We start from the raw sequence: 25,429 nt of genomic DNA on the forward strand, positions 1-25,429 counted from the left end.
CGATGTGGAGAGATGGCAGAGTGGTCGAATGCACCGGTCTTGAAAACCGGCAGGGGTTTGTAGCCCCTCTAGGGTTCAAATCCCTATCTCTCCACCACTTATTTTTATTTGTTGATTTATTTCAGCAAATTACAATCAGAATTATGCGCTGGAGAGGTGGCCGAGTGGCCGAAGGCGCTCCCCTGCTAAGGGAGTATAGGGTTTGTAGCTCTATCGAGGGTTCGAATCCCTCCTTCTCCACCATTTTATTGTTAAAAACCGCTTTTTAGCGGTTTTTTTATGCCCGAAAACTTGCACACTTCATTATATTTCATGCATGCTAAGTATCTATTTGCTACACAAAGTGATGCCATGATTCGTTTTGCATTTTTTACTCTTGCCCTATTTGCCAGCGCCAACAGTCAAGCCACTATTTATAAGTGCATGATTGACGGGGTTGCTACTTTTACGGAGAAACCTTGTGGAAAAGATGCAGTAATCGTGAAAATTGCACCGCCACCAGCAAGTAGCCAAACACCAGCTACAGAGCAGCCGCAAAAGCCAAAAAAACCTGCCGACTTAAGTGTTGAAGATTATTTAAAAATTCAAAAAGCCGATCGTGAAATAGAGCGCCTTCAGCTCGAAATTAAAGAACTACAAAAACAACAAAGTGAGCGCATCGATAAACTCAATAATATGACGCAAGATGCCGCAAACAGATTAGGCGCAGCGTCTATTGATGATGCTATCAGTAAACAAAGTGAGCGTATTAACGCTTACTATAAGAGCCAAATCAGCATCCTCGAAAAACAGGTAGCACAGTTAGAAGAAAACAAAAAGCAGCTCAAAGAGCGAGGCACGCAATCCAATTAGCTTAACTTACTAAAACTGGTCAGACATGATATAACAACATTTGCTGATTTAGTTTAGGGGTCAATTGATTTGCACATTCACACGCTCGAAGGTTATATTCAAAATATCTATTTAGTTGAATATCCAGATAAATTGATGCTGCTTGATGGGTGTTGCCGTGCTGATGTGAATACCGTATTTGACTATATTACCGAACAACTAAAGCGCCCCATCACTGACTTAAAACTGATTGTAGTCACCCATATGCACCCAGATCATGCCGGTGGAGCGCATGCACTAAGAAAGTTAAGTGGCGGCAAAATAGCGACGTCGAATGCTCCAGGTCAATGGTATAGAGGCATTGATGGTTTCTTAATGCATTTAACCGATATCGCTTTGGCTTGGTGGGTCGCAGGTAGGTTAAATAAAAAACGCCACAACCTTTGGTACAGCCGCCATCTAGATGCAGATTATTACCTTGCTACTGATGCAACCCTACCCGGCTTTGACGATTGGCAAGCACTACATAGCCCAGGTCACACTGACCGAGATATTAGCCTGTATCATATTCCTAGCGAGCGAATTTACATTGCTGATTTACTAGTAAAAGTAAAAGGGCAGCTTGTGCCACCCTTTCCTGTTTTTTACCCAAAGCTGTATTTAAGCTCTTTGTTGATGCTAAAAGCGCTACAACCAAAACGGATTATGTTTGCCCACAGCAATGAAGTCAGTATTGATGACATCGACTTTGAGCAAATTTTAGCGCTGGTCCCAGAAAAACCAATGACGCATTGGCGTTCAGTCAAAGCAAAGGCTCGACAAGCACTTAATTTAAAGCGCTTTTCACAGTCGTGATAAAAGTATCTATATCCTGCTGATCATTATAAATATGAGCAGAGACTCTTAAGCCTAAGTGACGTTCATCAACCGCAATATTCGCTGCAATAAGCGCAGCTTTAACAGCCGCTTGTTGCTCGCCAAAATGCATAATAGCCGTACCAGAGCATTTGTCAGCCTGTATTGGTGAGTGCATATAATCAGCTAATTGATCATGAAACTGCGCGAGCATTGCTAAGTTATGAGCACGTACTTTCTCAATACCAAGATCAGCAAAGTAATTAATACTATGCGAAGCCAAAATATAAGGTGCAACTGAAGGGGTACCGCCCCAAAAGCGCAATGCGGTTTGATGATAAGCAAAGTGCTTAATATCAAACTCAAACGGATTTTGATGAGAAAACCAACCAACATCTTGTGGCTGACAAAGTGAAAGCTGCTTGCTGCTAACCCATAAATAAGCAGCACCAGGGCCACCACATAACCATTTTACACTCGAGCCCAACATAAAGTCGGCATCAAGCTTAGTTAAGTCGACCTCTAAAATGCCCGCAGACTGCGCAACATCTAGTAAGCTCAATGTGTTGTGTTGTTTCGCGATATTTATAATTTCATGAATAGGCGCTTGCTGACCCGTGTTTGAATAAACATGGCTAATAAAGACTAAATCAATATCATTTTTCGCTAAATATGACTGCCAAATCTGCGCATCGGTTAGGTCTTCATGCTTACCTATAAACACGATTTCAGCACTTTCCGGTAGGGCTTTTTGCATCGCAAAACCCATACTTGGAAAGTCACTTTCGGCCATCAATACTTTGCAATTTTCTTGTTGAAGTCGCGGGTGCGACATCAACAGCTTGGTTAAACCACTCGATAAGTTAACTTGTGGGCAAAATAACTCACTATGCGAGTTAAATAATTTAGCGAGACTACTCGTAAATGCCTCAACACCTTGCAACCACTGTTGCCATGGTTCTTTATTTTCATTTTGCCAAGCAGCAAAAAACTGCTGATGAAAATGCTGCTCAGCAGATTTTAAGGGTCGCCCCACAGAGTGGTTAAGCAAATAGCTGCCTTGTGGAATTACAAAATCGTCTTTACTCATTACTTAATCCACTGTTTTAACTTAGTTAAATCATCAAACCGAGTTCGAATATCGTCCCTTTTTGCTGCCGCACGACGATCACGTAACTGCTCTAGTGAGTTAAGTAACACATGCAAAGGCGGCCCACTGGCTGTGACTTTATCCATATGTTGTTGCTGCATTTGCTGTGAAGGCTGCGCGATGTATTTACTGACCAACTGATTATGGTGGCCAATGGCAGTATCACCATGCAGTTTACACACTTGAATGAACAGCTTTAAGTTAGTTTGTAACCATTCGCTATCGCGCTCAGCTTCTGCCGCTAAAAAGTCATCCATAATGCTTGTCATACGCATACTTTCACGCAGGATCTGCTGATCTTCAGGCATCATATACAAGAATTTATCCACCAGCATTTGCGAGTAGCTAGGTTCATTAGCAAAACAAAGACCAAGCAGTAAATCGATAACATTAATGCCCGCAAAATCACCAGCATTCGCGCCACGATATACCTCTTTACCTACTCGATACGGCTTGTAATACGGGCGTACACAATAGAAAAAGCGGTCTGTATCGAGCTTGTTGTATAACGTATTATTCGACTCAATCACATCAAGCAATGCTTGTTTTGCCACTGCGAGTAAATCTGCTGCGATAGGGTGTGATATCCCTAACGGCTGAATTTTTAATAAAGCATCTGCCGCGCGCTTATACGCTAAAATGCCCTTGGTATTGTAATCAATAAAGATTTTCTCATCTTCAAGATCTGTAAAGCGCTTATACAAACCATCAACCGCTTTATTGTGGGTGGTTAAATGTGCCGTTGCAAAACGTGGGGTTACGCCAATAGATGCACCAATGTGCATTGCCAACGCTGAAGCTTCAACAAGCGGTGAGCTTGTTTCACGAGAAGGCTCAGTGATCTCATGTCGACGGCATGCCGCCATATACAAGCCAACATTACCTAATAAGTCAAAGGCATTATCAAAGCCTTCATCTGTATTACCCTCTGCCAGTAAGGCACGAATATGCTCATTACCCTCTTGCTCTAATTGACGCTTAAGGTGCTCACCGACACCCTCTACATTCGCTTTATCGTCTTGTTGCCAATATAGTTTTTCTAATTCGCTGTTGATCTCAACAAAACGGGTGCGAAGCCAGCTATCAAATGCCTTAGTGTTCTCAGTCACAGGCTCACTCCAAAATAATTATATTGCGATAATGTTAACAGAGTTCAATGAGTGCTAATCGCCAAAATATAGACTAGAATCCATCTAGATTAGTGAAAATCACTCAAATAAAAATGAAATTAGATAAAAAAGACCAACAATTACTTAATGCTTTACAGGATAATGCGAGAACTTCTGTCTCAGAGCTGGCACACTCGGTTAGCCTGTCCGATACCCCTTGCCTACGCCGCATTAAAAAGCTCGAATCAGCAAATGTGATCAGTGGTTACCATGCTGCCATCAATCCTAAAGCAGTTGATTTAAATGTGTCTGTGTATGCCTTTGTTCGCTTAAACCAGAACTCTGTTACCGCTGCTGAGCAATTTGAACAGCAGGTTGAGAAGCTTGACCATGTACTTGAGTGTTCTGTTATTTCAGGCAGTTATGATTACCTGCTGAAGATCGTTGCCGCTGATTTAGAAAGCTATGAAAGCTTTGTGAAACATAAATTAGGTAGTATTGATTGTATTGCTAACATCGAATCGACAGTGGTCTTAAAACAAGCGTTCACTAAGCGTCATTTACCGCTCGCTTGACGCACCTTGCTTGCAAATAAAACATAACTCGATAAGCTAAAAATAGGCTTTAAAAGGATGCTTAAAATATGAAATTCATCAACTTAGTTGCTATCTCTTGGGCCATCAGTGGGCTATTTAGCAGCTCATTAATGGCACAGCAACAAACCTGCCTTGCTCAGCTTGAAGACCAAGAACTGATGATGAAAAGTAAGCGCGAAGGACTGTTTAGAGAGCCATTACCACGCACCCATAGCACCTTTAGCTATAATATCGAGCAAGCATTTAGTGACTATTTAACCGCTGCTTACCTGCAAATTAGTAGCGAAAACCCGCGCGCTAATTTGCCATGCCCTGTTTACACAGACACCTATCAGCAGCTTGTTGCACAAGGCGCTCGACCAGCTAACGCGACTGTTGCCGATTTAATAAGCCCATTTGAACTTAAACAGGCCAATAGCCGTAAAGCAGTGCTCTTGATCCACGGTTTAACCGACTCACCCTTTACCTATCACGACCTTGCACAAGTGTATTATCAACAAGGGTATACGGTACGCACAATTTTACTACCTGGGCATGGTACCGCTCCTGCAGCACTTAGAGACATCGATGCCGATGATTGGCAAAAGGCTAGCGTGTATGCCATTGAGCGCACATTAAAAGATTTTGATCAGGTGATATTAGGGGGCTACTCAACCGGTGCTGCACTGGTTATTGATTACTTAACTCAAGGCCCGGTCGATAATAAGATTACTGCTGCTATGTTGTTTTCACCCGCAAGCGAGCCACACAATAAAAACGGTTGGCTGGCGAAATGGGTTGATGCGATTCCATTTGTGAATTGGATTGATAAAGATGCGGACCTTGATTTTGCCAAGTATGAGTCGTTTCCATTTAGTGCAGCCTCAGCTAGTCACGAAGCAATGAGCCGTATTAGCCTTGATGAACTACGTCATCGCCAACTCCCTAATGTAGCGATATTTAGCACCTTTAGTGATGTTGACACCACAATAGATAACCAAGCGACCTTTAAAATTTTAACTAAGCTACACGACCCAAAAACACGCAAGAATAACCAGCTTGATCGGCTTGTATACTATGGTGATGACGATAATATTCCCGCCAGCTTTCCAGCTGATTACCAAATAATTCGTGATGACTGCGACACCGATGACTGTAAAAAAATCAAAGGAATGTCACATATTGGTATTGTTAATAAACCCAGCAACCCTTACTACGGTCGCACAGCATTGTATCGCAATTGCGGAAGCTACTTAGATGACGATAAGCTTTATACAGCCTGCAAATACCAAAAAGACGTTGTGATGGGTGAACGCACAGCCGAAAATTTACAAGCGCACAAACCCTTTGCACGACTCACGTTTAACCCTTATTTCGATAAGCTTGCTATGCATATCAACGGTTTCATCAAAGATATTGAATCGGCTAAACAATGAGTGAGTTTAGCCACCGCTGGTTTAATCAAATAAGCGAGATTGATGCCACTCTTTGGCAATCATTTTTTGATGATACGCCCTTTACTGATCACGCTTTTTTAGCGGCTTTAGAACAAACAGGATGTGTGAGTGAAGAGTCGGGCTGGCAACCTATGCACCTAGCAATTTACCAGCAAGAACAGGTCATTGCCTTACTACCCGGGTATCTAAAATACCACTCTTATGGTGAATATGTATTTGACTGGGCTTGGGCTGAAGCCTATCAACAACATGGCTTAGAGTATTATCCCAAATGGCTGTGTGGCGTACCATTCACACCTATTGCTGGGCAAAGAATTAGTATAAATCACAATAACCCCACTGAAGTCTATGCTTACACTCAGCATGTACTCACAGCAACAGCAGCGCAGTTAGGCTGGTCAGGTTGGCATATAAATTTTTGCCACCAGCAACAAGCGACTGCATTAACTAGCGATACCGTAATGCAACGTCATGGCGTGCAGTTTCAGTGGTTTAATGAAGGCTATAATTGCTTTGAGGATTTTTTAGCTTCACTCACCGCAAGAAAGCGTAAATCGCTCAAAAAAGAACGCGCTAAAATAACTGAACAGCAGATAGCCGTAGAATGGATCGAAGGTGCTGACATCAGCAAACAGCACATGCAGCAATTTAGTCATTTTTACCGCCAAACCTATTTAAAGCGCTCAGGCCACAATGGTTATTTGAATACCGCCTTTTTCGAGTTATTGCAGCAAAGCATGGCCGACAAACTGGTGCTAATGTTCGCTAAATATCAAGGAGAGGTGATTGCCGCCACTCTCAGTTTTAAAGATCAGAACTGTTTGTATGGTCGTTACTGGGGAACGAACTATGAGCTCGATAGTTTGCACTTTGAGCTTTGCTATTATCAAGGTATTGAATACTGCATTGCCAACAAACTTAAACAGTTCCATTCTGGCGCGCAAGGTGAGCATAAAATAAGTCGCGGTTTTAAACCCGTATCTACCTATTCACTGCATCATATTCAGCACGGTGATTTTGCAGCTGCCATTAGCGATTTTATTACTAGAGAACGCCAACATATGGCGCTCTATAAAGCCCATTGCGAAAGCTTACTGCCTTTTAAACAGCAATAATTGGTTATTCGCTGGCATTTGCACATCTTCAACCAAGGTTAAGCCAGCTTGCTCTGCAAGTTGGCAAATCGCTTCAAAATCACGAATCGCACTATTTGCATCTCGCTGTTTTAAAAAAGCATCGAATTCGGCATTACTAGCACTGGTAAACTTACCTTGGTACTTAAATGGTCCATAAATACACAGCTTACCTTTTGGCGCTAAGTGCTTTGCTACACCTTGGAAAAAGCGCTCCACCAGTGGCCAGCTAATAATGTGCATTGTGTTCGCGGTGAAAATGGCATTCACAGTTTCAACCGGCCAAGGATCATTAAGGTCGAGTGTCAGTGGCGCATGCAAGTTAGTTAATGCAGCTTCTTGATGCCATTGTAAAATCCCTGGGTGATTAACCTCGCGATCACTGCAATGCCACTGCAAATGTGCTAAATGCGTTGCAAAATGCACACTATGTTGCCCAGTACCTGAGCCGACTTCTAATACATCCGTCACATCAGAAAAGAACGCTTCTAATACGTTTAAAATAGGTAATTTGTTGTTTTCACAGGCTTGAGAGAAGGGTTTATCCATACAAATTAGTGCACCATGTTTGGTAATTAGTGCACAACAGTAAAGCAAAAATAAATAATAAAGTCGCGGTGAATTTATTAGTTAAAAATATAAACCCATTATTTTCAACAAGTTAAATTTATTAATCAATATTGGTACAGCTTATGCTATTTCTTAAGTGAATTAATCAATAGGAGCAATATTATGTATATCTCACCCTACACCGCTGTAGATGCAGCACTTGCAGCCAGCGAACGTGCTGAAAGCGAAAAAGCCGCCTTAACAAGTTGTGACGACAGAGCAACCGTGATCGATCTTCTTTCTCAATGTAACAAAGAAAATGTACAGGCGCCGAAAAAACATGAAACAGACCAGATTTTTATTCTCGGCTACAATTAATCACACACAGTTAATCCATTCAGTCTTAGCTTCATTTCATAAGACTTGCACTAAAACCGATTAACTGTAATGATAACAATTATCATTACAGTTAATCGGTTTTTCTATGCACTCTCACAATGCTATGCTCCATTATCAGCGGCAAATGAAATGTGTTTGCCAAAGACCTGGGCTACATGCCCCTGCACTTGTTGCGAACTATGTTGAAGCGGGTTTAAACATTGCACGCTATTACGAAAAGCATCACAACTTTATTTTGCAAGAGCTGTATCTAAGACGCACCTTTCATGAACTACTTGAAAAGATGTGTGATTCATTAGTGCATAATGCAATTCGTAAACAATGTTTGGCTCAGCTTTATAAACCGCAACTTGCGCTAAAGCGTTACTACAAAACTCATAACTGTATTGAAAAGTATTTCAGTTTGGAGCGAGAAGCGTGTCTTCTCAGCCAAGAATTTAACCCGATTTAGGAGTGTTTATGAGCCAATTTAGAACCGAATCAGATAGCATGGGTGAACTACAAGTCCCTGCCAATGCGTTGTATCAAGCTCAAACGCAACGCGCTATCAATAACTTCAAAATTAGTGGCTTAGCCATGCCTAAGCAATTTATCACCGCCCTCGCCTACATTAAGCAAGCTGCCGCGCAAAGTAATGCTGCTTTAGGCCATTTGAGTCAAGGTAAAGCTAAAGCTATTGAGCAAGCATGCCAAGAGGTCATCGACGGTAAACATTTTTCAGAGTTTCCTGTTGATGTATTTCAGACAGGCTCTGGCACTAGCTCAAATATGAATGCCAATGAAGTCATTGCAACGCTGGCGAGCCAATTTGCAGGGGAAACCATTCACCCCAACGATGATGTGAACATGGGACAAAGCTCAAATGATGTGATCCCCACTGCGATTGCTGTAAGTAGCGCTATTAACATCATTTATGAGCTGTTTCCTAAACTCGATAAACTCAGTCAAAGCCTACAAAGCAAACAAGCCGAAGTGGGCCATATTGTGAAAACCGGTCGCACACATTTAATGGATGCAATGCCTGTGAGTTTTTCACAAACACTGGCTGCATGGCAGTTACAAGTGGATCATGCAATGGCAGGCATTCGCCAAGCTCTTGAGCGAGTTTGTGAACTTGCACAAGGTGGCACAGCAGTTGGTACCGGCATAAATGCCGATCCAGCATTTGCCGGTGAGTTTTGCCAACACTTGAGTGAGAATGTAGGTATTCGCTTTAGCCCAAGCAAAAACTTCTTTTATAACATAGGCTCACAAGACGCCATTGTTGCGCTCTCAGGCCAGCTAAAGGTACTTGCTGTAGCACAAATGAAAATAGCCAATGACTTGCGCTGGATGAACTCTGGCCCACTTGCAGGTCTTGGTGAAATTGAACTTGAAGCTCTACAGCCAGGTTCATCAATTATGCCGGGTAAAGTAAACCCTGTGATCCCTGAAGCGGCGGCTATGGTCAGCGCACAAGTAATTGGCAATGACGCGACCATTACAGTGGCTGGTCAAGCCGGTAACTTTGAGCTCAATGTAATGCTACCTGTGATTGCCCTAAACATTTTGCAAAGTATCGAACTTTTAGCAAATAGCAGTGAAGCACTGGCAGATAAAGCGATTGCCAGCTTTAAAGTAAACCAAAGCAATGTTGATAAAGCGCTCGCTAAAAACCCAATTCTGGTTACTGCACTTAATCCGGTGATCGGCTATAGCAAAGCCGCAAAAATTGCCAAATTAGCTTATCAAGAAGGTCGCCCTATTATTGATGTTGCTGCTGAGCATACGGATATTTCGCGCGAAGAACTGAGCGAGTTACTGAACCCAGCCAAACTAACCCAAGGTGGTTTGTAATACCTATTTATTGCAGATAGCTGTAAAACTTTTATCTTATTGTAGCTCTGTGAATACAGAGCTACTTACTGAAAGCTAACGTTTTTATTGCTCCACTTTGAGCAATGTGTATGATAGTGAGTACTTATTCAACGATTTTTAGGTATGTTATGCGCTATCCACTATTGGCAATTTTATTTCCTGTGTTATTAACTGCGTGCTCGGACGCTGCAACTAATGAGCAAGCCGAATCAACGGCAACCAGCAATAAACTTGTCGAGGCACCAAAAGCCGTTGAAATAAAAAACGCTGAGGAAGTGACCAAAGCAGCCCCAGATAAAGCCACTATTAGCTCTGCCCATGAGCAACTTAAACAATTAATCGATGATCCAAGCTGTGACAACAGCACCCAATGTAAAGTATTACCTGTTGGTAGTCGTGCTTGTGGCGGCCCAAGTAGCTTTATTGTTTATTCAACCAAAACAGCTGACACTGCTGAGGTTGAAAAGCTTGCAAAAGATATCACCGCCCTTGAAAAGCAATTTAACGCAGCAAACGACATGATGAGTATTTGTCAGCATCTAACCGCACCAGGTGCGCAGTGTTCTGAGAATACTTGTGTTAGAATCGAAGGCTCAGCGGCAAGTGTATACTAAGGAATAAGCAATAATGGTTCGTTCATCGACTTTCAAGAAACTTTTCATCACCACAACTGTGTTAGCAAGCATTGCTTTAAGCGGTTGCGAAACAACAACGTCGGGTAGTTCTGCGCGCGTTGATTTAGGTGATTTAAACGATCAGCTGAACGATATCGTTAGCAATAATAGCTGTACCGCGAGCTTTCAATGTAAAGTGTTAGAAGTTGGTGAGCGGGCATGTGGTGGGCCAAGTCGCTATGTGGTTTATTCAACGTTAAACAATACACAAGAGCAAGCAGAGCAACTTGCAGAGCGAATTACAGCGGCTGAGAAGTCATCTGATCAAGCATTAACTGTTAACGGTTGCTCACCAGTTCTGCCTATACAATCGCTGTGTATTTCACAGCAGTGCCAAGCAATCGAGATTAAGTAAATAATGCAATAAGGCCGGATACTATCACCACGCTGATGATACAAATCCCGGCCTTATATATGTACTTAACCTGCATTGTATTATGCACCCAGTAAGCATAAATGTAGCGAACAAAGTAACTTGCTGCAGTGCCAAATAATGCAAAAATAACTAAATACGCAAGTAAAATAATATCCACAGTCATGCCACTTCTTTAAAACATCTAGCCTCAGTGTAAGGGCTTAAAGAAGTAAAGGCAAAACCTTAGCTTTTTTTACTGTGTTCAATGAGTAATTCAGCCACGCGCTGCTTCACAGCACGCTTATCATCGGCTGCAACACCAAAGCGCTCAGCCAATAAAGCAATCTCTTCATCATTTAAGTTAAACGATAAACGCTGTCTGGTTTTTTTCGACTTAACGTCGAGCTCCAAAATCTTACGGATCATATCTGATGGCGTAAGCTCTTGGTCAATGGCTTGCTTCTTAATTGATTTTTGCACTTCAGAGCTTAAATCAAACGCCATTTGCGTGGCTCTAACGGCTTGCTCCTGACGCTGCCATTTGGCTTTTGCATCACTCACTTGGCATCCCCAGGAAATAAGTCAACAATATCGCTAATTGGTCTGGTTAACGTCAGTGATACCTCTGTTTCACCGCCTTCCCAAATCTCAATATTTAAACTATGCGATTCATCATCTGAGCTTAAACAGATCATTTCACACGGCTCACCACCTTCGTCTTCATAACGAGGTAAAGGTTTATTGCGGTAGTCCTTATTATGGAAATAACACACATAAGGTGCTTCTGATTGTTTGTAGCTCGATGCTAAAAAGTGACTAAAACGCTCCGGACTATTTTGCACGTTAATTGCCGTTAATTCGTCTTCATCAAAAATACGAGCGAACTCATCAAGGGTAAAAATCTCATCAACATCGTCGCGTTGAATTTTGATCGCAAAGTTTGCCCATTGCTCACCGTCATCTGATTCAATTTGCAAAAACACCACTTGGCCAGATTCACTCTCGAGTACCAACTCATACTCTGCACTACGTTGGTACTGATACGTTTGCACATCAATAACACGCAGTGTTTGTCCTTTTAACCAGCTTGGGTAAGCGAACGAATCAATCACCGTCAGCATATCACCAACAAGTAATTGGCTTGGATCAGTAAGCTGACGCTCTGGGGCTTTTTTAGATTTGAAAAAGTTAAACATAGGCTGACTCCTTGTTGAAGCAAAAAAGGTAACCCAGTGCGTGAGTTACCTTTTGTCTTTCCGTTAACTGATTAGCTATTTTGTTTTGCTTTAATACGCGCCAGAATATCCGCGCTTTTCGGATTGGTATCACCAATACCCGCTTCAGCCATTTTCGCTTTTAAATCATCGCCATTAGTATCAGCTTCTAATTGCTTAGCCGCACCTAACTGGTCTTGGCGGTCTTGCTGACGCTGCTTAATACGCTCAAGAGACTCACGTGCTGATGTCATTGATGAGCTGTTAGTATTTAGCGTGCTATTAACAGCCATTGTTGCTTGCTGAACACTCTCTGTCGTTTTAACCATCGTTAATTGACGTTGGTTTTCTTTAATCGACTTTTCAGCATCTTTAACTTGCTGCTTTAGTTGCACAATGTGGTTACTAAAACCAGCTAACACTTCTTCGTGCTCTGCTTTCTCAGCTTCAAAATCACCGATTTTTTCTGCGATTTCTAATGCTAGCGCTTCATTGCCTTTTTCAAGTGCTTGACCTGCATACGCTTCATGTTCTGCAATTGATGCATCTAGTGCGCTAATTTTACGCTTCGTTTGCATCTCTTTTGCCATTACTTCGGTAAGGCTTTTTTTAGCGCGTTGTAGGGCATTTTGTGCATCAGCAATTTCTTGTTCAAAGATACGGATACCGTTTGCATCAACAATTGCTTGTCCTGCTTCACGAGCGCCACCACGTACAGCTGTAAATAGTTTCTTTAAAATACTCATAATCTTAACTCCAGAAATTGCTAATTAATCGTTTAAATAAATGGTCACGGCTTCAAGTGCATCAATCGCATTGTCTGCCAGTGTTACCAACTCATGGGTAATATCATCAAACGATGAATTAACCGATAACGCGCCAAAAATAGCGTATTTATCATCAATTTTTGCAAATGCACTTAATGGAATTGGTACATTTAAACGTAGTAACGTTTCGTTTAACTCATTACGCATATCTGCTTGTACTTCGTTTTCAGCAAACAGGTAGCTTATACACAGTAGTTGCTCTTCTGTTTGGGTAACAAAGATAGGTAACTCATCATTCCCATCGACGATAACTTGTAACACATCTTGCTCACCTTCGTTGGCAATCAAGAAAGACTCAAAGCTCACACCTTCTGTTTCAAAAGAAGCCAGTTTGATTGATAGTTCATTTAATTCCATGTCTCACCTTTTTACGTTTTGACATATTATGTCTGAGTTAAGATTTGCATAGCCGACATATTATGTCAACTATAAAATATCAATTTTTGTACAATTCGGTTTCAACTTGCCACGCTTGGCGGTAATAATCATATAAGGTTCCTGAACCTAATCTATTGACTTCAATCGTGTTTACTTGTTCAAAAAAATGATTCGGAAACACAAAAGAAGCCAATAAATATTCTTTGCTTACCCAACGAGATGGCACCGGTAATTCATTCGTTTCACGAATTCGCTGACTTGCTGATTTGCCAGCGGTGGTCGCGATAGTCCAACCCCATTGACCAAACGAAGGAATATTCTGTTGGTATTGCTCAACATAACCAAAGCCAGCTGCTTTCATTGTTTTAGCAATACTCAAAAATGCTTTCTTCGCATGATAAGGGGATGTTGATTGCACGGCCACAGCTCCATCAGGTGCCAACAACTGACGCACATGATTATAAAAATAATCACTGTACATCTTATTAAGATCAGGGTGATTAGGGTCTGGTAGGTCAATTAAAATAGTGTCAAAGCGCTCGCCTTTAGCAAGCATAGCTTCGACCTCTAAAAAGGCATCTGCAATGCGAATATCAGCGCGGGGATCGCTCATAGAGTGCTTATTTAGCGCTGTTAAACGTGTTCTGATTTCCTCTGGCGCATCATAGTCGCCGACATCATTACCAAATAAGTTTAACAACTGACCATCTAAGTCAACTAAGGTGACATGCTCTACTGGCCACTTCAAAACATCACGCAATGCAAGCCCATCACCACCCCCGATGATCAACACGCGGTCGTGGCGATTTGAAGCCAACATAGCAGGATAGACAAGCATAGAATGATAAATTTGCTCATCCACACTTGAGAATTGTAAACGGCCATTGAGGTAAAGATCGGTAATTGCATTGGGCTGATTGCGGCTCAAACGCTCAGTTAAAACTAGGTGCTGATACTTAGTTGCTTGCGAGTAGATAACTTTATCTTTGTATAAAACATTGCTTAGGTTTTTCATCCAACTGGTGCCAAGCACAAGCACAAACGCAAAAAACACCAACAACAGCACATGGCAAACTAGCAGTAGCTTAGCGAAGCGAACATGTTGATGATAGCGCCATAAAAACACGAGACCAGCAATAATATTAAACAACGCCGTCCAAGCTGCTGCTTGCATAATTGGCATCGCAAGCATAATGCTCACCCAAATCGCAGCACCGACACCGGCACCGATATAATCCGCCCCGTAAATAGTTCCCGCATTATTTTCTAAAAAGCGGCCATAAACTTGCTGGCGAATACGCGCAATTAGCGGGATCTCCATACCGATCAATAGCCCGAGTAACAGACCAAACACATAGGGTAAGAAACGTGACCACTCTTGTAGCTTTTCAAATACATAGCCATTAAGTACGGTATCTGCAGGCAAGTTAAAAATTTCGGAGAAGATATGCGGCAATGAATAACTGACAGCGATAACACTCGCTATCGCTAAAATACAGCCCATGCCGACCAAGGCAATAATACTCTCTAGCCACGCGAAAGCAGTAAATGCATCTTTAAACCAACGTGCTAAAAATGCACCGATACCCATAGCGACAATCATGGTGCCGATCATGGCATAAATGGCACTCTCGACCGAGCCTAAGACACGACCAGCATAATGAGATAGAAGGTATTCATAAATAAGGCCGCACCCAGCGAGTACGGCCATAACAGTTATTAATAGGAAATCATGCCCAAGTAGATTGGCTCTACTTGGGGCGCTTGTTGTAGTAGACACTTAATTAGGCACCTAACAAGGTTGCCATGGTCGAACCAATCGCAAATGAGATTGCTGCAGAGATAGCTGCTACACCCACGTTCTTCTGGCGGTTCACTTCATCTGAAATATCACAACCAGATAGGATGATTTTGATAGTCACTAAGTGTAGTAAAATGAAAGCAACTAAACTCACTGCTGCACTTACTGCCCAGTAACCTAAACTAGCAACAATGTTGTCAGCCGCATAAGGAGCAATACCTGATGCAGCCGTTAATGCCAATGCACTACCCACTAAAAAGCCAGCATAACGAATACCTACTGCTAAGTTACCGTCAATAACCGCTTGCTGTAAGCAATCACCACTGCGATTAGTACGCTTGAATAACTGCACTCGATATTGACTGATCAGTAGCATCGCAATGCTGCCAATGGCAAAAGCTGCGATCACAATTGGAACACCATGCCAGCCTTCGGTCGCAACCCAAAATAAAGCAGAGCGAATGACAATCGCTACACTCACCACATGGCCAAAATCAATGAGTGCAGCAGTAGCATTACCTTTTACGATTTCGTCATGCAGGCTCACTTTACGAAGCGCTACCTTGTCTTGGAAGAAGTGACCTAGCTTGATAAGCACAATCGCCATCACACCATAACCTAGCATTTGTAATGCTTCTTGTTGTAAAGTCGGTGCAAATGCGCCGCTGCTCACGCCACTAAGAACAATAGCAAGTGCCACAAGCCCAGCCGCAAAACTAATACCAAAAGCAAAATTGTCACGCTCAGTTATTTCATCATTAGCGTGTAAGTTAGATACCCAGCCTTTGATAAATTTTAGGCTGACAAATAAAGCGATAATGATTGCAAAGTCGATTGCTAAAGCTTGCAACGACCAAGTGGTTATTCCATTAAATTCATACATGTGTTGTAACTCCGGTGGTTATTCTTTTCACTACTTACCGCGGCTAATGCCACGTGATGTTCTGCTCGAGCTGTTACGTAATGACCCAGAGCTTTTACTGTAACTACTGCTAGAAGCATAGCTACTACGTGTGCGTGGCGGCGTATAGCTGCTACGGCTTAATCCAGATGCGCCACTACGCTTCTTGGCATACGGACTAGTGAATTGTTTACCTTGGCGTTGATAAGACTGACGAGTACGTGTCTCTACCGTTTGTTGTGCTTTAATCTGTTTTGGGCTCGAATAACGGTAACGGCCATAGTCATTGTAATAGCTGTACTTTCTGTGACGGCTCCAGCGACCATACTCAACTCGGTCGAATACATCGCCCAACATGCGATACATCCCGTACCATACCCAAAAGCTGGTACCGCTGCTATTTGTTTGCCATTGCCCATAGTTAGGGTTGCCAACTAACTGGTTACCAACACTTTCGCCTTCAGCAGCTTCACTAATTGCGCCAACGCGCGCCAATGACCCCTGCGACATATCAGCAAGCATATTGATAGGATCGGTAAGCGCATCTTGAAATAAAGATGGCTTGGCAGCATCACGAATAAGATCAAGTTGATGAAGAGTATCTTCATATGGTGGTATTAGATAAGTAGACTTAACATCAGCTAAGCGTTGTGTAAGACCTGAATAAATAGCCCCTTCACGAGTCGCATCAAGACTAATTACACGAGCGATCTCAGAAAGTTGTGGTTGCTGCTCAGCAAGCACCTTGCCGTATTGTTTAAGTATCGTCGCATTACGCAAAGAGCCATTATCAAGCGCTGTACCGAGTTGATTTAATTCAACTTCAGCTTTTTCTATGGATTGTTGTATTGTTTGTTTCAGCTGCTCTTCTTTCGACTCACAGCCCATAAGCAAGCTTACCAAACAAAACAGGCTAATAAGTTTCCAAGCTTTTATTTGAGACATTCATGTCACCTGATTGTGGTTTAAAAACGCAAATAGTTTTACATAGCTCAGGTACTAAACCAAGATTAAAATTGCAACAAAGGGTAAATTGGGTCGTGAATTGCTAGTTAGCAAGGGGAAAGTTTAAAGGGCTGGCGTAGGTTGGGTAGAGCGAAGCTAAACCAAACACATCACAGAGCTATCAGCTTTCAGCCGTCAGCGATCAGCCGATAGGTGGAGGTTCTAGGCTCTAGGCAAAGTGTACTTGTAGGAATGGCTTTAGCCATGAATGTGTTTGTAAAGGTCTGAATTCGGCACTGAAGTGCCTCCTACGGGGTTTGTTGCTGAGGGTGACTCTGCACTAAACAACCCCACAGTTCAACTGACGGCTGATAGCTGATAGCTGAAAGCTCCAGACGCAAAAAAGCCCGACTCTTTCGAATCGGGCTTTCTCTTATTTGGAGCCTGGCGATGACCTACTTTCACATAGCAGCTGCTACACTATCATCGGCGCTGTTTCGTTTCACTACTGAGTTCGGCATGGGGTCAGGTGGGTCCAAAACGCTATTGTCACCAAGCAAAAGGCGTGGAAAGGATTCTCGACAAAGCGCGTAGCGCTTACGAGTCCTTTGCGCAAGGTGAACTGATTTCGCGTTAAGCGTTGCGGTTCACCCTACATAAATCTGGAAATCTGATATTTTCTTACAGCTTAAAGCTTATGGCTTACAGCTTCGTAAAATCTACTTTAGTAACTTAACTTCTGTTCGTTACGCTGTCATAAAACGCGTTTGGCGTTGTATGGTTAAGCCTCACGGGTAATTAGTACAGGTTAGCTTAATGGCTCGCACCACTTCCACATCCTGCCTATCAACGTTGTAGTCTTCAACGGCCCTTCAGAGACTTTAAAAGTCTAGTGAGAACTCATCTCGAGGCCTGCTTCGCGCTTAGATGCTTTCAGCGCTTATCAGTTCCGAACGTAGCTACCGGGCAGTGCCATTGGCATGACAACCCGAACACCAGCGGTTCGTTCACTCCGGTCCTCTCGTACTAGGAGCAACCCCTCTCAATTCTCAAACGCCCACGGCAGATAGGGACCGAACTGTCTCACGACGTTCTAAACCCAGCTCGCGTACCACTTTAAATGGCGAACAGCCATACCCTTGGGACCGACTTCAGCCCCAGGATGTGATGAGCCGACATCGAGGTGCCAAACACCGCCGTCGATATGAACTCTTGGGCGGTATCAGCCTGTTATCCCCGGAGTACCTTTTATCCGTTGAGCGATGGCCCTTCCATTCAGAACCACCGGATCACTATGACCTACTTTCGTACCTGCTCGACGTGTCTGTCTCGCAGTTAAGCTGGCTTCTACCATTACACTAACCGTACGATGTCCGACCGTACTTAGCCAACCTTCGTGCTCCTCCGTTACTCTTTGGGAGGAGACCGCCCCAGTCAAACTACCCACCAGGCACTGTCCGTAATCCCGATTAGGGACCAACGTTAGAACATCAACACTACAAGGGTGGTATTTCAAGGACGGCTCCACAAAAACTAGCGTTTCTGCTTCAAAGCCTCCCACCTATCCTACACATGTAGGGTCAATGTTCAGTGCCAAGCTGTAGTAAAGGTTCACGGGGTCTTTCCGTCTAGCCGCGGGTACACAGCATCTTCACTGCGATTTCAATTTCACTGAGTCTCGGGTGGAGACAGCGTGGCCATGGTTACACCATTCGTGCAGGTCGGAACTTACCCGACAAGGAATTTCGCTACCTTAGGACCGTTATAGTTACGGCCGCCGTTTACCGGGGCTTCGATCAAGAGCTTCGTCCGAAAACTAACCCCATCAATTAACCTTCCGGCACCGGGCAGGTGTCACACCGTATACGTCATCTTGCGATTTTGCACAGTGCTGTGTTTTTAATAAACAGTCCCAGCCACCTGGTCACTGCGGCTCCCGTCCGCTTAGAGAGCAAGTCTCATCACAGATAGGAGCGTACCTTCTCCCGAAGTTACGGTACAATTTTGCCTAGTTCCTTCACCCGAGTTCTCTCAAGCGCCTTAGTATTCTCTACCTGACCACCTGTGTCGGTTTGGGGTACGATTCGGTATAATCTGAAGCTTAGAGGCTTTTCCTGGAAGTATGGCATCAACAACTTCACACCCTTGGGTGCTCGTCTCGTGTCTCAGTCTTAGCGACCCGGATTTTCCTAAGTCACCAACCTACTCACTTTCACATGGACAACCAACGCCATGCTTGTTTAGCCTGCTCCGTCCCCCCATCGCAATTATACCAAGTACGGGAATATTAACCCGTTTCCCATCGACTACGCCTTTCGGCCTCGCCTTAGGGGTCGACTTACCCTACCCTGATTAACATGGGATAGGAACCCTTGGTCTTCCGGCGTGCGGGTTTTTCACCAGCATTATCGTTACTCATGTCAGCATTCGCACTTCTGATACCTCCAGCATACCTCCCGGTACACCTTCAACGGCTTACAGAACGCTCCCCTACCACTCAAAATAAATTTTGAATCCGCAGCTTCGGTGCATAGTTTAGCCCCGTTACATCTTCCGCGCAGACCGACTCGACCAGTGAGCTATTACGCTTTCTTTAAAGGATGGCTGCTTCTAAGCCAACCTCCTGGCTGTCTGGGCCTTTCCACATCGTTTCCCACTTAACTATGACTTTGGGACCTTAGCTGGCGGTCTGGGTTGTTTCCCTCTTCACGACGGACGTTAGCACCCGCCGTGTGTCTCCCGGATAGTACTTTACGGTATTCGGAGTTTGCAAAGGGTTGGTAAGTCGGGATGACCCCCTAGCCTTAACAGTGCTCTACCCCCGTAAGTATTCGTCCGAGGCTCTACCTAAATAGATTTCGGGGAGAACCAGCTATCTCCCGGTTTGATTAGCCTTTCACTCCTAGCCACAGGTCATCCCCTAACTTTTCAACGTTAGTGGGTTCGGTCCTCCAGTTGATGTTACTCAACCTTCAACCTGCCCATGGCTAGATCACCGGGTTTCGGGTCTATACCTTGCAACTATACGCCCAGTTAAGACTCGGTTTCCCTACGGCTACCCTAATCGGTTAACCTCGCTACAAAATATAAGTCGCTGACCCATTATACAAAAGGTACGCAGTCACCCTCGAAGGGCTCCTACTGCTTGTACGTACACGGTTTCAGGTTCTATTTCACTCCCCTCACAGGGGTTCTTTTCGCCTTTCCCTCACGGTACTGGTTCACTATCGGTCAGTTGGGAGTATTTAGCCTTAGATGATGGTCCACCTATATTCAGTCAAAGTTTCACGTGCTCCGACCTACTCGATTTCACTTAAGATGCATTTTCGTGTACGGGACTATCACCCTGTATCGTCAAACTTTCCAGAATGTTCCACTAACACATAATAAGCTTAAGGGCTGGTCCGGTTTCGCTCGCCGCTACTTCCGGAATCTCGGTTGATTTCTGTTCCTACGGGTACTTAGATGTTTCAGTTCTCCGCGTTCGCCTCTTACACCTATGTATTCAGTGCAAGATACCTGCAAGCAGGTGGGTTTCCCCATTCGGAAATCCTAGCCTCAAGCGCTTTTTACTAGCTTGACTAGGCTTATCGCAAGTTAATACGTCCTTCATCGCCTCCAACTGCCAAGGCATCCACCGTGTACGCTTAGTCACTTAACCATACAACCCAAACGGGTCTTTGTTAGTGACAGCTGTTAACTTCGCCAGAAGTTAATTCATCAAATAATGATGAGAATACTAAAGTAGATACCAATTAATCTTTCGATTAATGGCATATTTTTACTTTTGAAAACTCTTTATAGATACGAATATCTATAAGAATTTTAATATCAGCTTTCCAAATTTTTAAAGAGCAAGAGAATAAACTTCTCAAAATTAAACACACTCTATTCTCAAGCAGTTTATTACCTGATTAAGAATGTTTATTTTTAAGGAGTAAAAGTGGTGGAGCTAAGCAGGATCGAACTGCTGACCTCCTGCGTGCAAGGCAGGCGCTCTCCCAGCTGAGCTATAGCCCCACATATGCTGGTACTTATTGTCATTTTTGCCACTTCATAAGAAGTGGTGGGTCTGAGTAGATTTGAACTACCGACCTCACCCTTATCAGGGGTGCGCTCTAACCAACTGAGCTACAGACCCAAACAATAAGTGTTGTTCTCTTTACAATTAACAATCATCTGTGTGGACACTACGAACAAATAAGTTCTAAATCGTATAAGGAGGTGATCCAGCCCCAGGTTCCCCTAGGGCTACCTTGTTACGACTTCACCCCAGTCATGAATCACTCCGTGGTGAACGTCCTCCCGAAGGTTAGACTATCCACTTCTGGAGCAACCCACTCCCATGGTGTGACGGGCGGTGTGTACAAGGCCCGGGAACGTATTCACCGCATCATTCTGATATGCGATTACTAGCGATTCCGACTTCATGGAGTCGAGTTGCAGACTCCAATCCGGACTACGACGCACTTTAAGTGATTCGCTTACCCTCGCAGGTTCGCAGCACTCTGTATGCGCCATTGTAGCACGTGTGTAGCCCTACACGTAAGGGCCATGATGACTTGACGTCGTCCCCACCTTCCTCCGGTTTATCACCGGCAGTCTCCTTAGAGTTCCCGACCGAATCGCTGGCAACTAAGGATAGGGGTTGCGCTCGTTGCGGGACTTAACCCAACATCTCACAACACGAGCTGACGACAGCCATGCAGCACCTGTATCAGAGTTCCCGAAGGCACCAAACCATCTCTGGTAAGTTCTCTGTATGTCAAGTGTAGGTAAGGTTCTTCGCGTTGCATCGAATTAAACCACATGCTCCACCGCTTGTGCGGGCCCCCGTCAATTCATTTGAGTTTTAACCTTGCGGCCGTACTCCCCAGGCGGTCTACTTAATGCGTTAGCTTTGAAAAACAAGTCCGAAGACCCGAGCTTCTAGTAGACATCGTTTACGGCGTGGACTACCAGGGTATCTAATCCTGTTTGCTCCCCACGCTTTCGTACATGAGCGTCAGTGTTGACCCAGGTGGCTGCCTTCGCCATCGGTATTCCTTCAGATCTCTACGCATTTCACCGCTACACCTGAAATTCTACCACCCTCTATCACACTCTAGTTTGCCAGTTCGAAATGCAGTTCCCAGGTTGAGCCCGGGGCTTTCACATCTCGCTTAACAAACCGCCTGCGTACGCTTTACGCCCAGTAATTCCGATTAACGCTCGCACCCTCCGTATTACCGCGGCTGCTGGCACGGAGTTAGCCGGTGCTTCTTCTGTAAGTAACGTCACAGCTAAGTGCTATTAACACTTAACCTTTCCTCCTTACTGAAAGTGCTTTACAACCCGAAGGCCTTCTTCACACACGCGGCATGGCTGCATCAGGCTTGCGCCCATTGTGCAATATTCCCCACTGCTGCCTCCCGTAGGAGTCTGGGCCGTGTCTCAGTCCCAGTGTGGCTGATCATCCTCTCAAACCAGCTAGGGATCGTTGCCTTGGTGAGCCATTACCTCACCAACTAGCTAATCCCACTTGGGCTAATCTTTTGGCGTGAGGCCCGAAGGTCCCCCACTTTGGTCCGTAGACATCATGCGGTATTAGCAGTCGTTTCCAACTGTTGTCCCCCACCATAAGGCATATTCCCAAGCATTACTCACCCGTCCGCCGCTCGACGCCAGAGGTGCAAGCACCTCTTCGTTTCCGCTCGACTTGCATGTGTTAGGCCTGCCGCCAGCGTTCAATCTGAGCCATGATCAAACTCTTCAATTAAAAGTTTTTTGAAACCGAAGTTTCGCGCTCAATGAATTCTGTATAAATTGACTATATAGTCACTCATAAGAAATTGAGACTCTAAATTTGTTTGCTCCACTTAGTAAACCAAGCTTCGCTGTTAGAACTCAATCTGTACGAGTGCCCACACAGATGATTGCTTTATATTGTTAAAGAACGTTGCGACGTTGTCGCTAGGGATGCGTATAATACATCCTTAATTTTTCGAGTCAACACTTAATTTCAAACTTTCTTTCAATTATTTGAAACCGAAGTTTCACTTAACTCTCTGCTACGTTGTTCAGCGCCTTTCGTTGCTGCCCGCCGTGTCAGTGGGGTCGCATTATAGGGAGATGGATTTTTTACGCAAGCACTTTTTTCAATAAAATTTAAAAAAACGTACTGTTCGCTCAGCTTTTGAACTAAACGCCCTGAAACTGGGTGTTTTGCAGTCAATTTAGGCCTGTTTTGGTGTATTTATTTGCTTCGCTGTTACACTAGACTGAGCGCATTTTAAAATTAAAAGGTGAATTTATGACTATCCGTTCTTATAAAGGGATCACTCCGACATACGATAATAGTGTTTATATTGATGAGTCATCGGTTTTAGTGGGTGATATTACGCTTGGTAAAGATTCAAGTGTTTGGCCTCTTGTTGCTGCGCGAGGTGATGTTAACTATATACGTATTGGTGAACGTACGAACATTCAAGATGGCAGTGTTTTACATTTAACTCGTGCCTCTAAGTCAAACCCCGACGGCTACCCTCTTATTATTGGTGATGATGTCACTGTTGGTCATAAAGTTATGCTACACGGCTGCCAACTTGGTAATCGTATACTTGTTGGTATGGGCGCAATAGTAATGGATAACGCAATTGTTGAAGATGATGTGATCATTGGTGGTGGTTCACTGGTACCACCTAACAAGCGTTTAGAGTCTGGTTACCTCTATGTAGGAAGCCCTGTTAAACAGGCTCGCCCTTTAACAGAGCAAGAGCGCGCCTTTTTAAAAATCTCTGCTGATAATTATGTTCAGCTTAAAGATGAATACTTAGCTGAGGGCTAAAACACTTCGGTTAATTCAATTTGTCCTGCCGAGTTATACTGCTCATCTTCGATCAGTTGCTCGGCGAGTTCTTCGTAATCGAAACGATAAGATTCAAAGTAATTTACTGCACTGCTTTGATCTGCAAAATCATACTTGCTGGTATTAATAACACACTCCACCATCAAGCCACTTACTTGTGCGAAGAATACCAACTGCTTTTCTTCAGGCTTAAATTCGAGTCTGTCTATAAATTGAATAGCTTGATTCACGCAATTTCTCCTGCTTTAAGCGCGATAACAACGGGAATAATTTCTGGCATTTTATTGCGCCATACAAAATAAGCTTGTGCTGCTTGGCCAACTAGCATGCCACAACCATCGAGTGTTAAACATGTTGTGTTAATCGACTTAACCCAACTAATAAATGCGGTATCGTCATTAGCGTAAAACATATCGTAAGCGCACTGACACGTAGCAACATGGTCTTCAGCTATACCCGGCAGGTCTCCAGTTACACTACTTGAGGTTGAATTAATCACCACATCATAGTTGTTTGCTGGGATATCATTTAAAGCAAAGCCCTGTACATCTATTTCACCATTAAAATGACTCGCTAGCGCCTTTGCTTTTTCGGCGGTACGGTTGGCTATTGTTAAGCTTTCGATATGCTCATTCAATAATGGCTGAATGACACCTCGCGCTGCACCACCGGCGCCAATAAGAAGAACTCGCTGCCCTTTTAAGGTGACATTATTAGCTAAAAGATCTTTAACAAGTCCTACACCATCGGTGTTATCACCCAGTAGGCTGCCATCTTCAAGCTGTTTAATAGTATTTACGGCTCCGGCAATTTTCGCTTGCTCTGTTAGTTCATCGACCATAGCAAACGCTTGCTCTTTAAACGGCAAAGTGACATTAGCCCCTTTACCACCAGCAGCGAAAAACTCAGCGACAGTTTTTTCAAATGCATCTGTTGGTGCTAAAATGGCGCTGTATTGTATTTGCTCGTTTAATGATGCAGCAAATTGTGCGTGTATTGCGGGTGATTTCGAATGTTTTATTGGATTTCCAAAAACCGCGTATTTGTCCATAGTGAAGCAACCTCTTCGCCCTGTAGAGCTTTATTAATATTATGATTAAACGACTTTTTTCTAAATCGAAACCAACGCCTGAAACACCTACCCCAGAAAAAACACCTTACGAAATTATTGGCGGTGAAGCAGGAGCTCGAGCAATTGCAAATCGATTTTACGACATAATGGCCACAGATGAATACGCCAAACCATTATATGATATGCATCCGCAGCCTTTAGATAGAATTCGCCAAGTCTTCTTTGAGTTTTTATCTGGCTGGCTGGGCGGCCCTGACCTATTCGTTGAAAAATATGGTCACCCAATGCTAAGAAAGCGTCACATGCCTTTCCCTATTGATCAAGACCTACGTGACCAATGGATGCATTGTATGAATAAAACGCTTGATATCGAGATTGATAACCCACTACTTCGCGAAGGGTTAAGACAGTCGTTATCGCAACTCGCCAGCCATATGATCAATCAAAACTAACTAAGCTTTGCGCTATATCAATGTACGCTTTTTCTAAATAAAGATAAT

The 25,429-nt window shown here is 43.7% G+C and carries 25 protein-coding genes, 4 tRNA genes and 3 rRNA genes; 14 read left to right on the top strand and 18 right to left on the bottom strand.

Annotation, left to right across the window (positions count from 1 at the left end):
* Positions 1-6: 6 nt before the first annotated feature.
* The 4 genes from AADY36_RS16405 to AADY36_RS16420 all read left to right on the top strand — a co-directional run bounded on the left by AADY36_RS16405 (position 7) and on the right by AADY36_RS16420 (position 1,686).
* Positions 7-97: transfer RNA gene (locus AADY36_RS16405), tRNA-Ser, on the top strand.
* Between the two features lie 53 nt (positions 98-150).
* Positions 151-243 (top strand) — tRNA-Ser (locus AADY36_RS16410).
* Positions 244-279: 36 nt separating this feature from the next.
* On the top strand, positions 280-852 hold the full coding sequence (locus AADY36_RS16415) for a DUF4124 domain-containing protein (RefSeq protein ID WP_342409242.1): 573 nt from the start codon (positions 280-282) through the stop codon (positions 850-852).
* A gap of 69 nt (positions 853-921) precedes the next feature.
* Positions 922-1,686 (top strand): MBL fold metallo-hydrolase, encoded by a 765-nt coding sequence (locus AADY36_RS16420; protein ID WP_239964002.1) that lies wholly within the window; start codon positions 922-924, stop codon positions 1,684-1,686.
* Here AADY36_RS16420 and AADY36_RS16425 read toward each other — a convergent pair.
* Both AADY36_RS16425 and AADY36_RS16430 read right to left on the bottom strand, forming a co-directional pair.
* Positions 1,658-2,776 (bottom strand): aminotransferase class V-fold PLP-dependent enzyme, encoded by a 1,119-nt coding sequence (locus AADY36_RS16425; protein WP_239964003.1) that lies wholly within the window; start codon positions 2,774-2,776, stop codon positions 1,658-1,660. The two genes, AADY36_RS16420 and AADY36_RS16425, sit on opposite strands and share 29 nt — an antisense overlap.
* Positions 2,776-3,945, bottom strand: a complete 1,170-nt coding sequence (locus AADY36_RS16430) for a PrnB family protein (protein WP_054563718.1) — start codon at positions 3,943-3,945, stop codon at positions 2,776-2,778. The genes AADY36_RS16425 and AADY36_RS16430 overlap by 1 nt, the downstream gene beginning before the upstream one ends.
* A 113-nt stretch (positions 3,946-4,058) precedes the next feature.
* Here AADY36_RS16430 and AADY36_RS16435 point away from each other — a divergent pair, with 113 nt between their 5' ends.
* The 3 genes from AADY36_RS16435 to AADY36_RS16445 all read left to right on the top strand — a co-directional run bounded on the left by AADY36_RS16435 (position 4,059) and on the right by AADY36_RS16445 (position 7,092).
* Positions 4,059-4,520 carry an Lrp/AsnC family transcriptional regulator gene (locus AADY36_RS16435; protein ID WP_054563719.1) on the top strand — a complete coding sequence of 154 codons (462 nt, stop codon included), beginning with the start codon at positions 4,059-4,061 and terminating at the stop codon, positions 4,518-4,520.
* A 68-nt stretch (positions 4,521-4,588) separates the two neighbouring features.
* Complete coding sequence (locus AADY36_RS16440; protein ID WP_239964004.1) at positions 4,589-5,956, top strand: alpha/beta hydrolase; 1,368 nt, start codon at positions 4,589-4,591, stop codon at positions 5,954-5,956.
* Positions 5,953-7,092 (top strand): GNAT family N-acetyltransferase, encoded by a 1,140-nt coding sequence (locus AADY36_RS16445; protein WP_239964005.1) that lies wholly within the window; start codon positions 5,953-5,955, stop codon positions 7,090-7,092. Before AADY36_RS16440 ends, AADY36_RS16445 begins: the two co-directional genes overlap by 4 nt.
* Here AADY36_RS16445 and AADY36_RS16450 read toward each other — a convergent pair.
* Positions 7,069-7,659, bottom strand: a complete 591-nt coding sequence (locus AADY36_RS16450) for a DUF938 domain-containing protein (protein WP_239964006.1) — start codon at positions 7,657-7,659, stop codon at positions 7,069-7,071. The two genes, AADY36_RS16445 and AADY36_RS16450, sit on opposite strands and share 24 nt — an antisense overlap.
* 183 nt (positions 7,660-7,842) lie before the next feature.
* Between AADY36_RS16450 and AADY36_RS16455 the strand changes: the two genes are divergently transcribed.
* From AADY36_RS16455 to AADY36_RS16475, 5 genes are all read left to right on the top strand, one after another.
* The gene (locus AADY36_RS16455; RefSeq protein ID WP_054554610.1) at positions 7,843-8,037 is read left to right on the top strand and encodes a hypothetical protein; all 195 of its coding nucleotides are present in this window, start codon (positions 7,843-7,845) and stop codon (positions 8,035-8,037) included.
* A gap of 145 nt (positions 8,038-8,182) precedes the next feature.
* Positions 8,183-8,509: a hypothetical protein gene (locus AADY36_RS16460; protein ID WP_058585360.1), complete on the top strand. Its 327-nt coding sequence runs from the start codon at positions 8,183-8,185 to the stop codon at positions 8,507-8,509.
* Between the two features lie 8 nt (positions 8,510-8,517).
* Positions 8,518-9,894, top strand: a complete 1,377-nt coding sequence (locus AADY36_RS16465; RefSeq protein WP_055022357.1) for a class II fumarate hydratase — start codon at positions 8,518-8,520, stop codon at positions 9,892-9,894.
* Positions 9,895-10,043: 149 nt separating this feature from the next.
* Entirely contained in the window at positions 10,044-10,529 is a 486-nt protein-coding gene (locus tag AADY36_RS16470; protein ID WP_062566274.1) for a hypothetical protein, read from the top strand.
* Between the two features lie 13 nt (positions 10,530-10,542).
* Positions 10,543-10,944: a hypothetical protein gene (locus tag AADY36_RS16475; protein WP_342409243.1), complete on the top strand. Its 402-nt coding sequence runs from the start codon at positions 10,543-10,545 to the stop codon at positions 10,942-10,944.
* Here the strand turns inward: AADY36_RS16475 and AADY36_RS16480 are convergent.
* From AADY36_RS16480 to AADY36_RS16540, 13 genes are all read right to left on the bottom strand, one after another.
* Complete coding sequence (locus AADY36_RS16480) at positions 10,937-11,122, bottom strand: hypothetical protein (RefSeq protein WP_054554683.1); 186 nt, start codon at positions 11,120-11,122, stop codon at positions 10,937-10,939. The two genes, AADY36_RS16475 and AADY36_RS16480, sit on opposite strands and share 8 nt — an antisense overlap.
* A gap of 65 nt (positions 11,123-11,187) precedes the next feature.
* Positions 11,188-11,505, bottom strand: coding sequence for a hypothetical protein (locus AADY36_RS16485; RefSeq protein ID WP_054554605.1), 318 nt, complete (start codon positions 11,503-11,505; stop codon positions 11,188-11,190).
* Entirely contained in the window at positions 11,502-12,140 is a 639-nt protein-coding gene (locus tag AADY36_RS16490) for a hypothetical protein (RefSeq protein WP_055199258.1), read from the bottom strand. The genes AADY36_RS16485 and AADY36_RS16490 overlap by 4 nt, the downstream gene beginning before the upstream one ends.
* A gap of 71 nt (positions 12,141-12,211) precedes the next feature.
* Positions 12,212-12,904 carry a PspA/IM30 family protein gene (locus AADY36_RS16495; protein WP_054563727.1) on the bottom strand — a complete coding sequence of 231 codons (693 nt, stop codon included), beginning with the start codon at positions 12,902-12,904 and terminating at the stop codon, positions 12,212-12,214.
* A 24-nt stretch (positions 12,905-12,928) separates the two neighbouring features.
* Positions 12,929-13,342 carry a YjfI family protein gene (locus tag AADY36_RS16500; protein WP_054563728.1) on the bottom strand — a complete coding sequence of 138 codons (414 nt, stop codon included), beginning with the start codon at positions 13,340-13,342 and terminating at the stop codon, positions 12,929-12,931.
* A 79-nt stretch (positions 13,343-13,421) separates the two neighbouring features.
* A complete protein-coding gene (locus AADY36_RS16505; protein WP_414858337.1) occupies positions 13,422-15,074 on the bottom strand; it encodes a polyamine aminopropyltransferase in 1,653 nt (550 codons plus the stop codon).
* Positions 15,075-15,147: 73 nt separating this feature from the next.
* The gene (locus tag AADY36_RS16510) at positions 15,148-16,047 is read right to left on the bottom strand and encodes a DUF350 domain-containing protein (RefSeq protein ID WP_342409244.1); all 900 of its coding nucleotides are present in this window, start codon (positions 16,045-16,047) and stop codon (positions 15,148-15,150) included.
* Between the two features lie 30 nt (positions 16,048-16,077).
* Complete coding sequence (locus AADY36_RS16515; RefSeq protein WP_054554600.1) at positions 16,078-17,010, bottom strand: hypothetical protein; 933 nt, start codon at positions 17,008-17,010, stop codon at positions 16,078-16,080.
* Positions 17,011-17,452: 442 nt separating this feature from the next.
* Positions 17,453-17,567 (bottom strand): 5S ribosomal RNA (rrf, locus tag AADY36_RS16520).
* Positions 17,568-17,787: 220 nt separating this feature from the next.
* Positions 17,788-20,671 (bottom strand): 23S ribosomal RNA (locus tag AADY36_RS16525).
* 283 nt (positions 20,672-20,954) lie between these two features.
* Positions 20,955-21,030: transfer RNA gene (locus AADY36_RS16530), tRNA-Ala, on the bottom strand.
* A gap of 44 nt (positions 21,031-21,074) precedes the next feature.
* Positions 21,075-21,151 (bottom strand) — tRNA-Ile (locus tag AADY36_RS16535).
* Positions 21,152-21,227: 76 nt separating this feature from the next.
* Positions 21,228-22,768: ribosomal RNA gene (locus AADY36_RS16540) — 16S ribosomal RNA — on the bottom strand.
* Together the 16S, 23S and 5S rRNA genes with 2 tRNA genes alongside form the textbook arrangement of a ribosomal RNA operon.
* A gap of 534 nt (positions 22,769-23,302) precedes the next feature.
* Here AADY36_RS16540 and AADY36_RS16545 point away from each other — a divergent pair.
* Positions 23,303-23,836: a gamma carbonic anhydrase family protein gene (locus tag AADY36_RS16545; RefSeq protein WP_054563788.1), complete on the top strand. Its 534-nt coding sequence runs from the start codon at positions 23,303-23,305 to the stop codon at positions 23,834-23,836.
* Here the strand turns inward: AADY36_RS16545 and AADY36_RS16550 are convergent.
* Both AADY36_RS16550 and aroE read right to left on the bottom strand, forming a co-directional pair.
* Positions 23,833-24,087 carry a DUF1488 domain-containing protein gene (locus AADY36_RS16550; protein ID WP_055022178.1) on the bottom strand — a complete coding sequence of 85 codons (255 nt, stop codon included), beginning with the start codon at positions 24,085-24,087 and terminating at the stop codon, positions 23,833-23,835. The two genes, AADY36_RS16545 and AADY36_RS16550, sit on opposite strands and share 4 nt — an antisense overlap.
* Complete coding sequence (gene aroE / locus AADY36_RS16555) at positions 24,084-24,908, bottom strand: shikimate dehydrogenase (protein ID WP_055022179.1); 825 nt, start codon at positions 24,906-24,908, stop codon at positions 24,084-24,086. Before aroE ends, AADY36_RS16550 begins: the two co-directional genes overlap by 4 nt.
* Before the next feature lie 41 nt (positions 24,909-24,949).
* On the opposite strand from aroE, the gene AADY36_RS16560 reads away from it, so the two are divergent.
* Complete coding sequence (locus AADY36_RS16560; RefSeq protein ID WP_054554758.1) at positions 24,950-25,381, top strand: group II truncated hemoglobin; 432 nt, start codon at positions 24,950-24,952, stop codon at positions 25,379-25,381.
* Positions 25,382-25,429: the final 48 nt, after the last annotated feature.

The sequence above is a fragment of the Pseudoalteromonas sp. D15MCD-2 genome, from assembly GCF_038562745.1.
GTDB lineage: Bacteria > Pseudomonadota > Gammaproteobacteria > Enterobacterales > Alteromonadaceae > Pseudoalteromonas.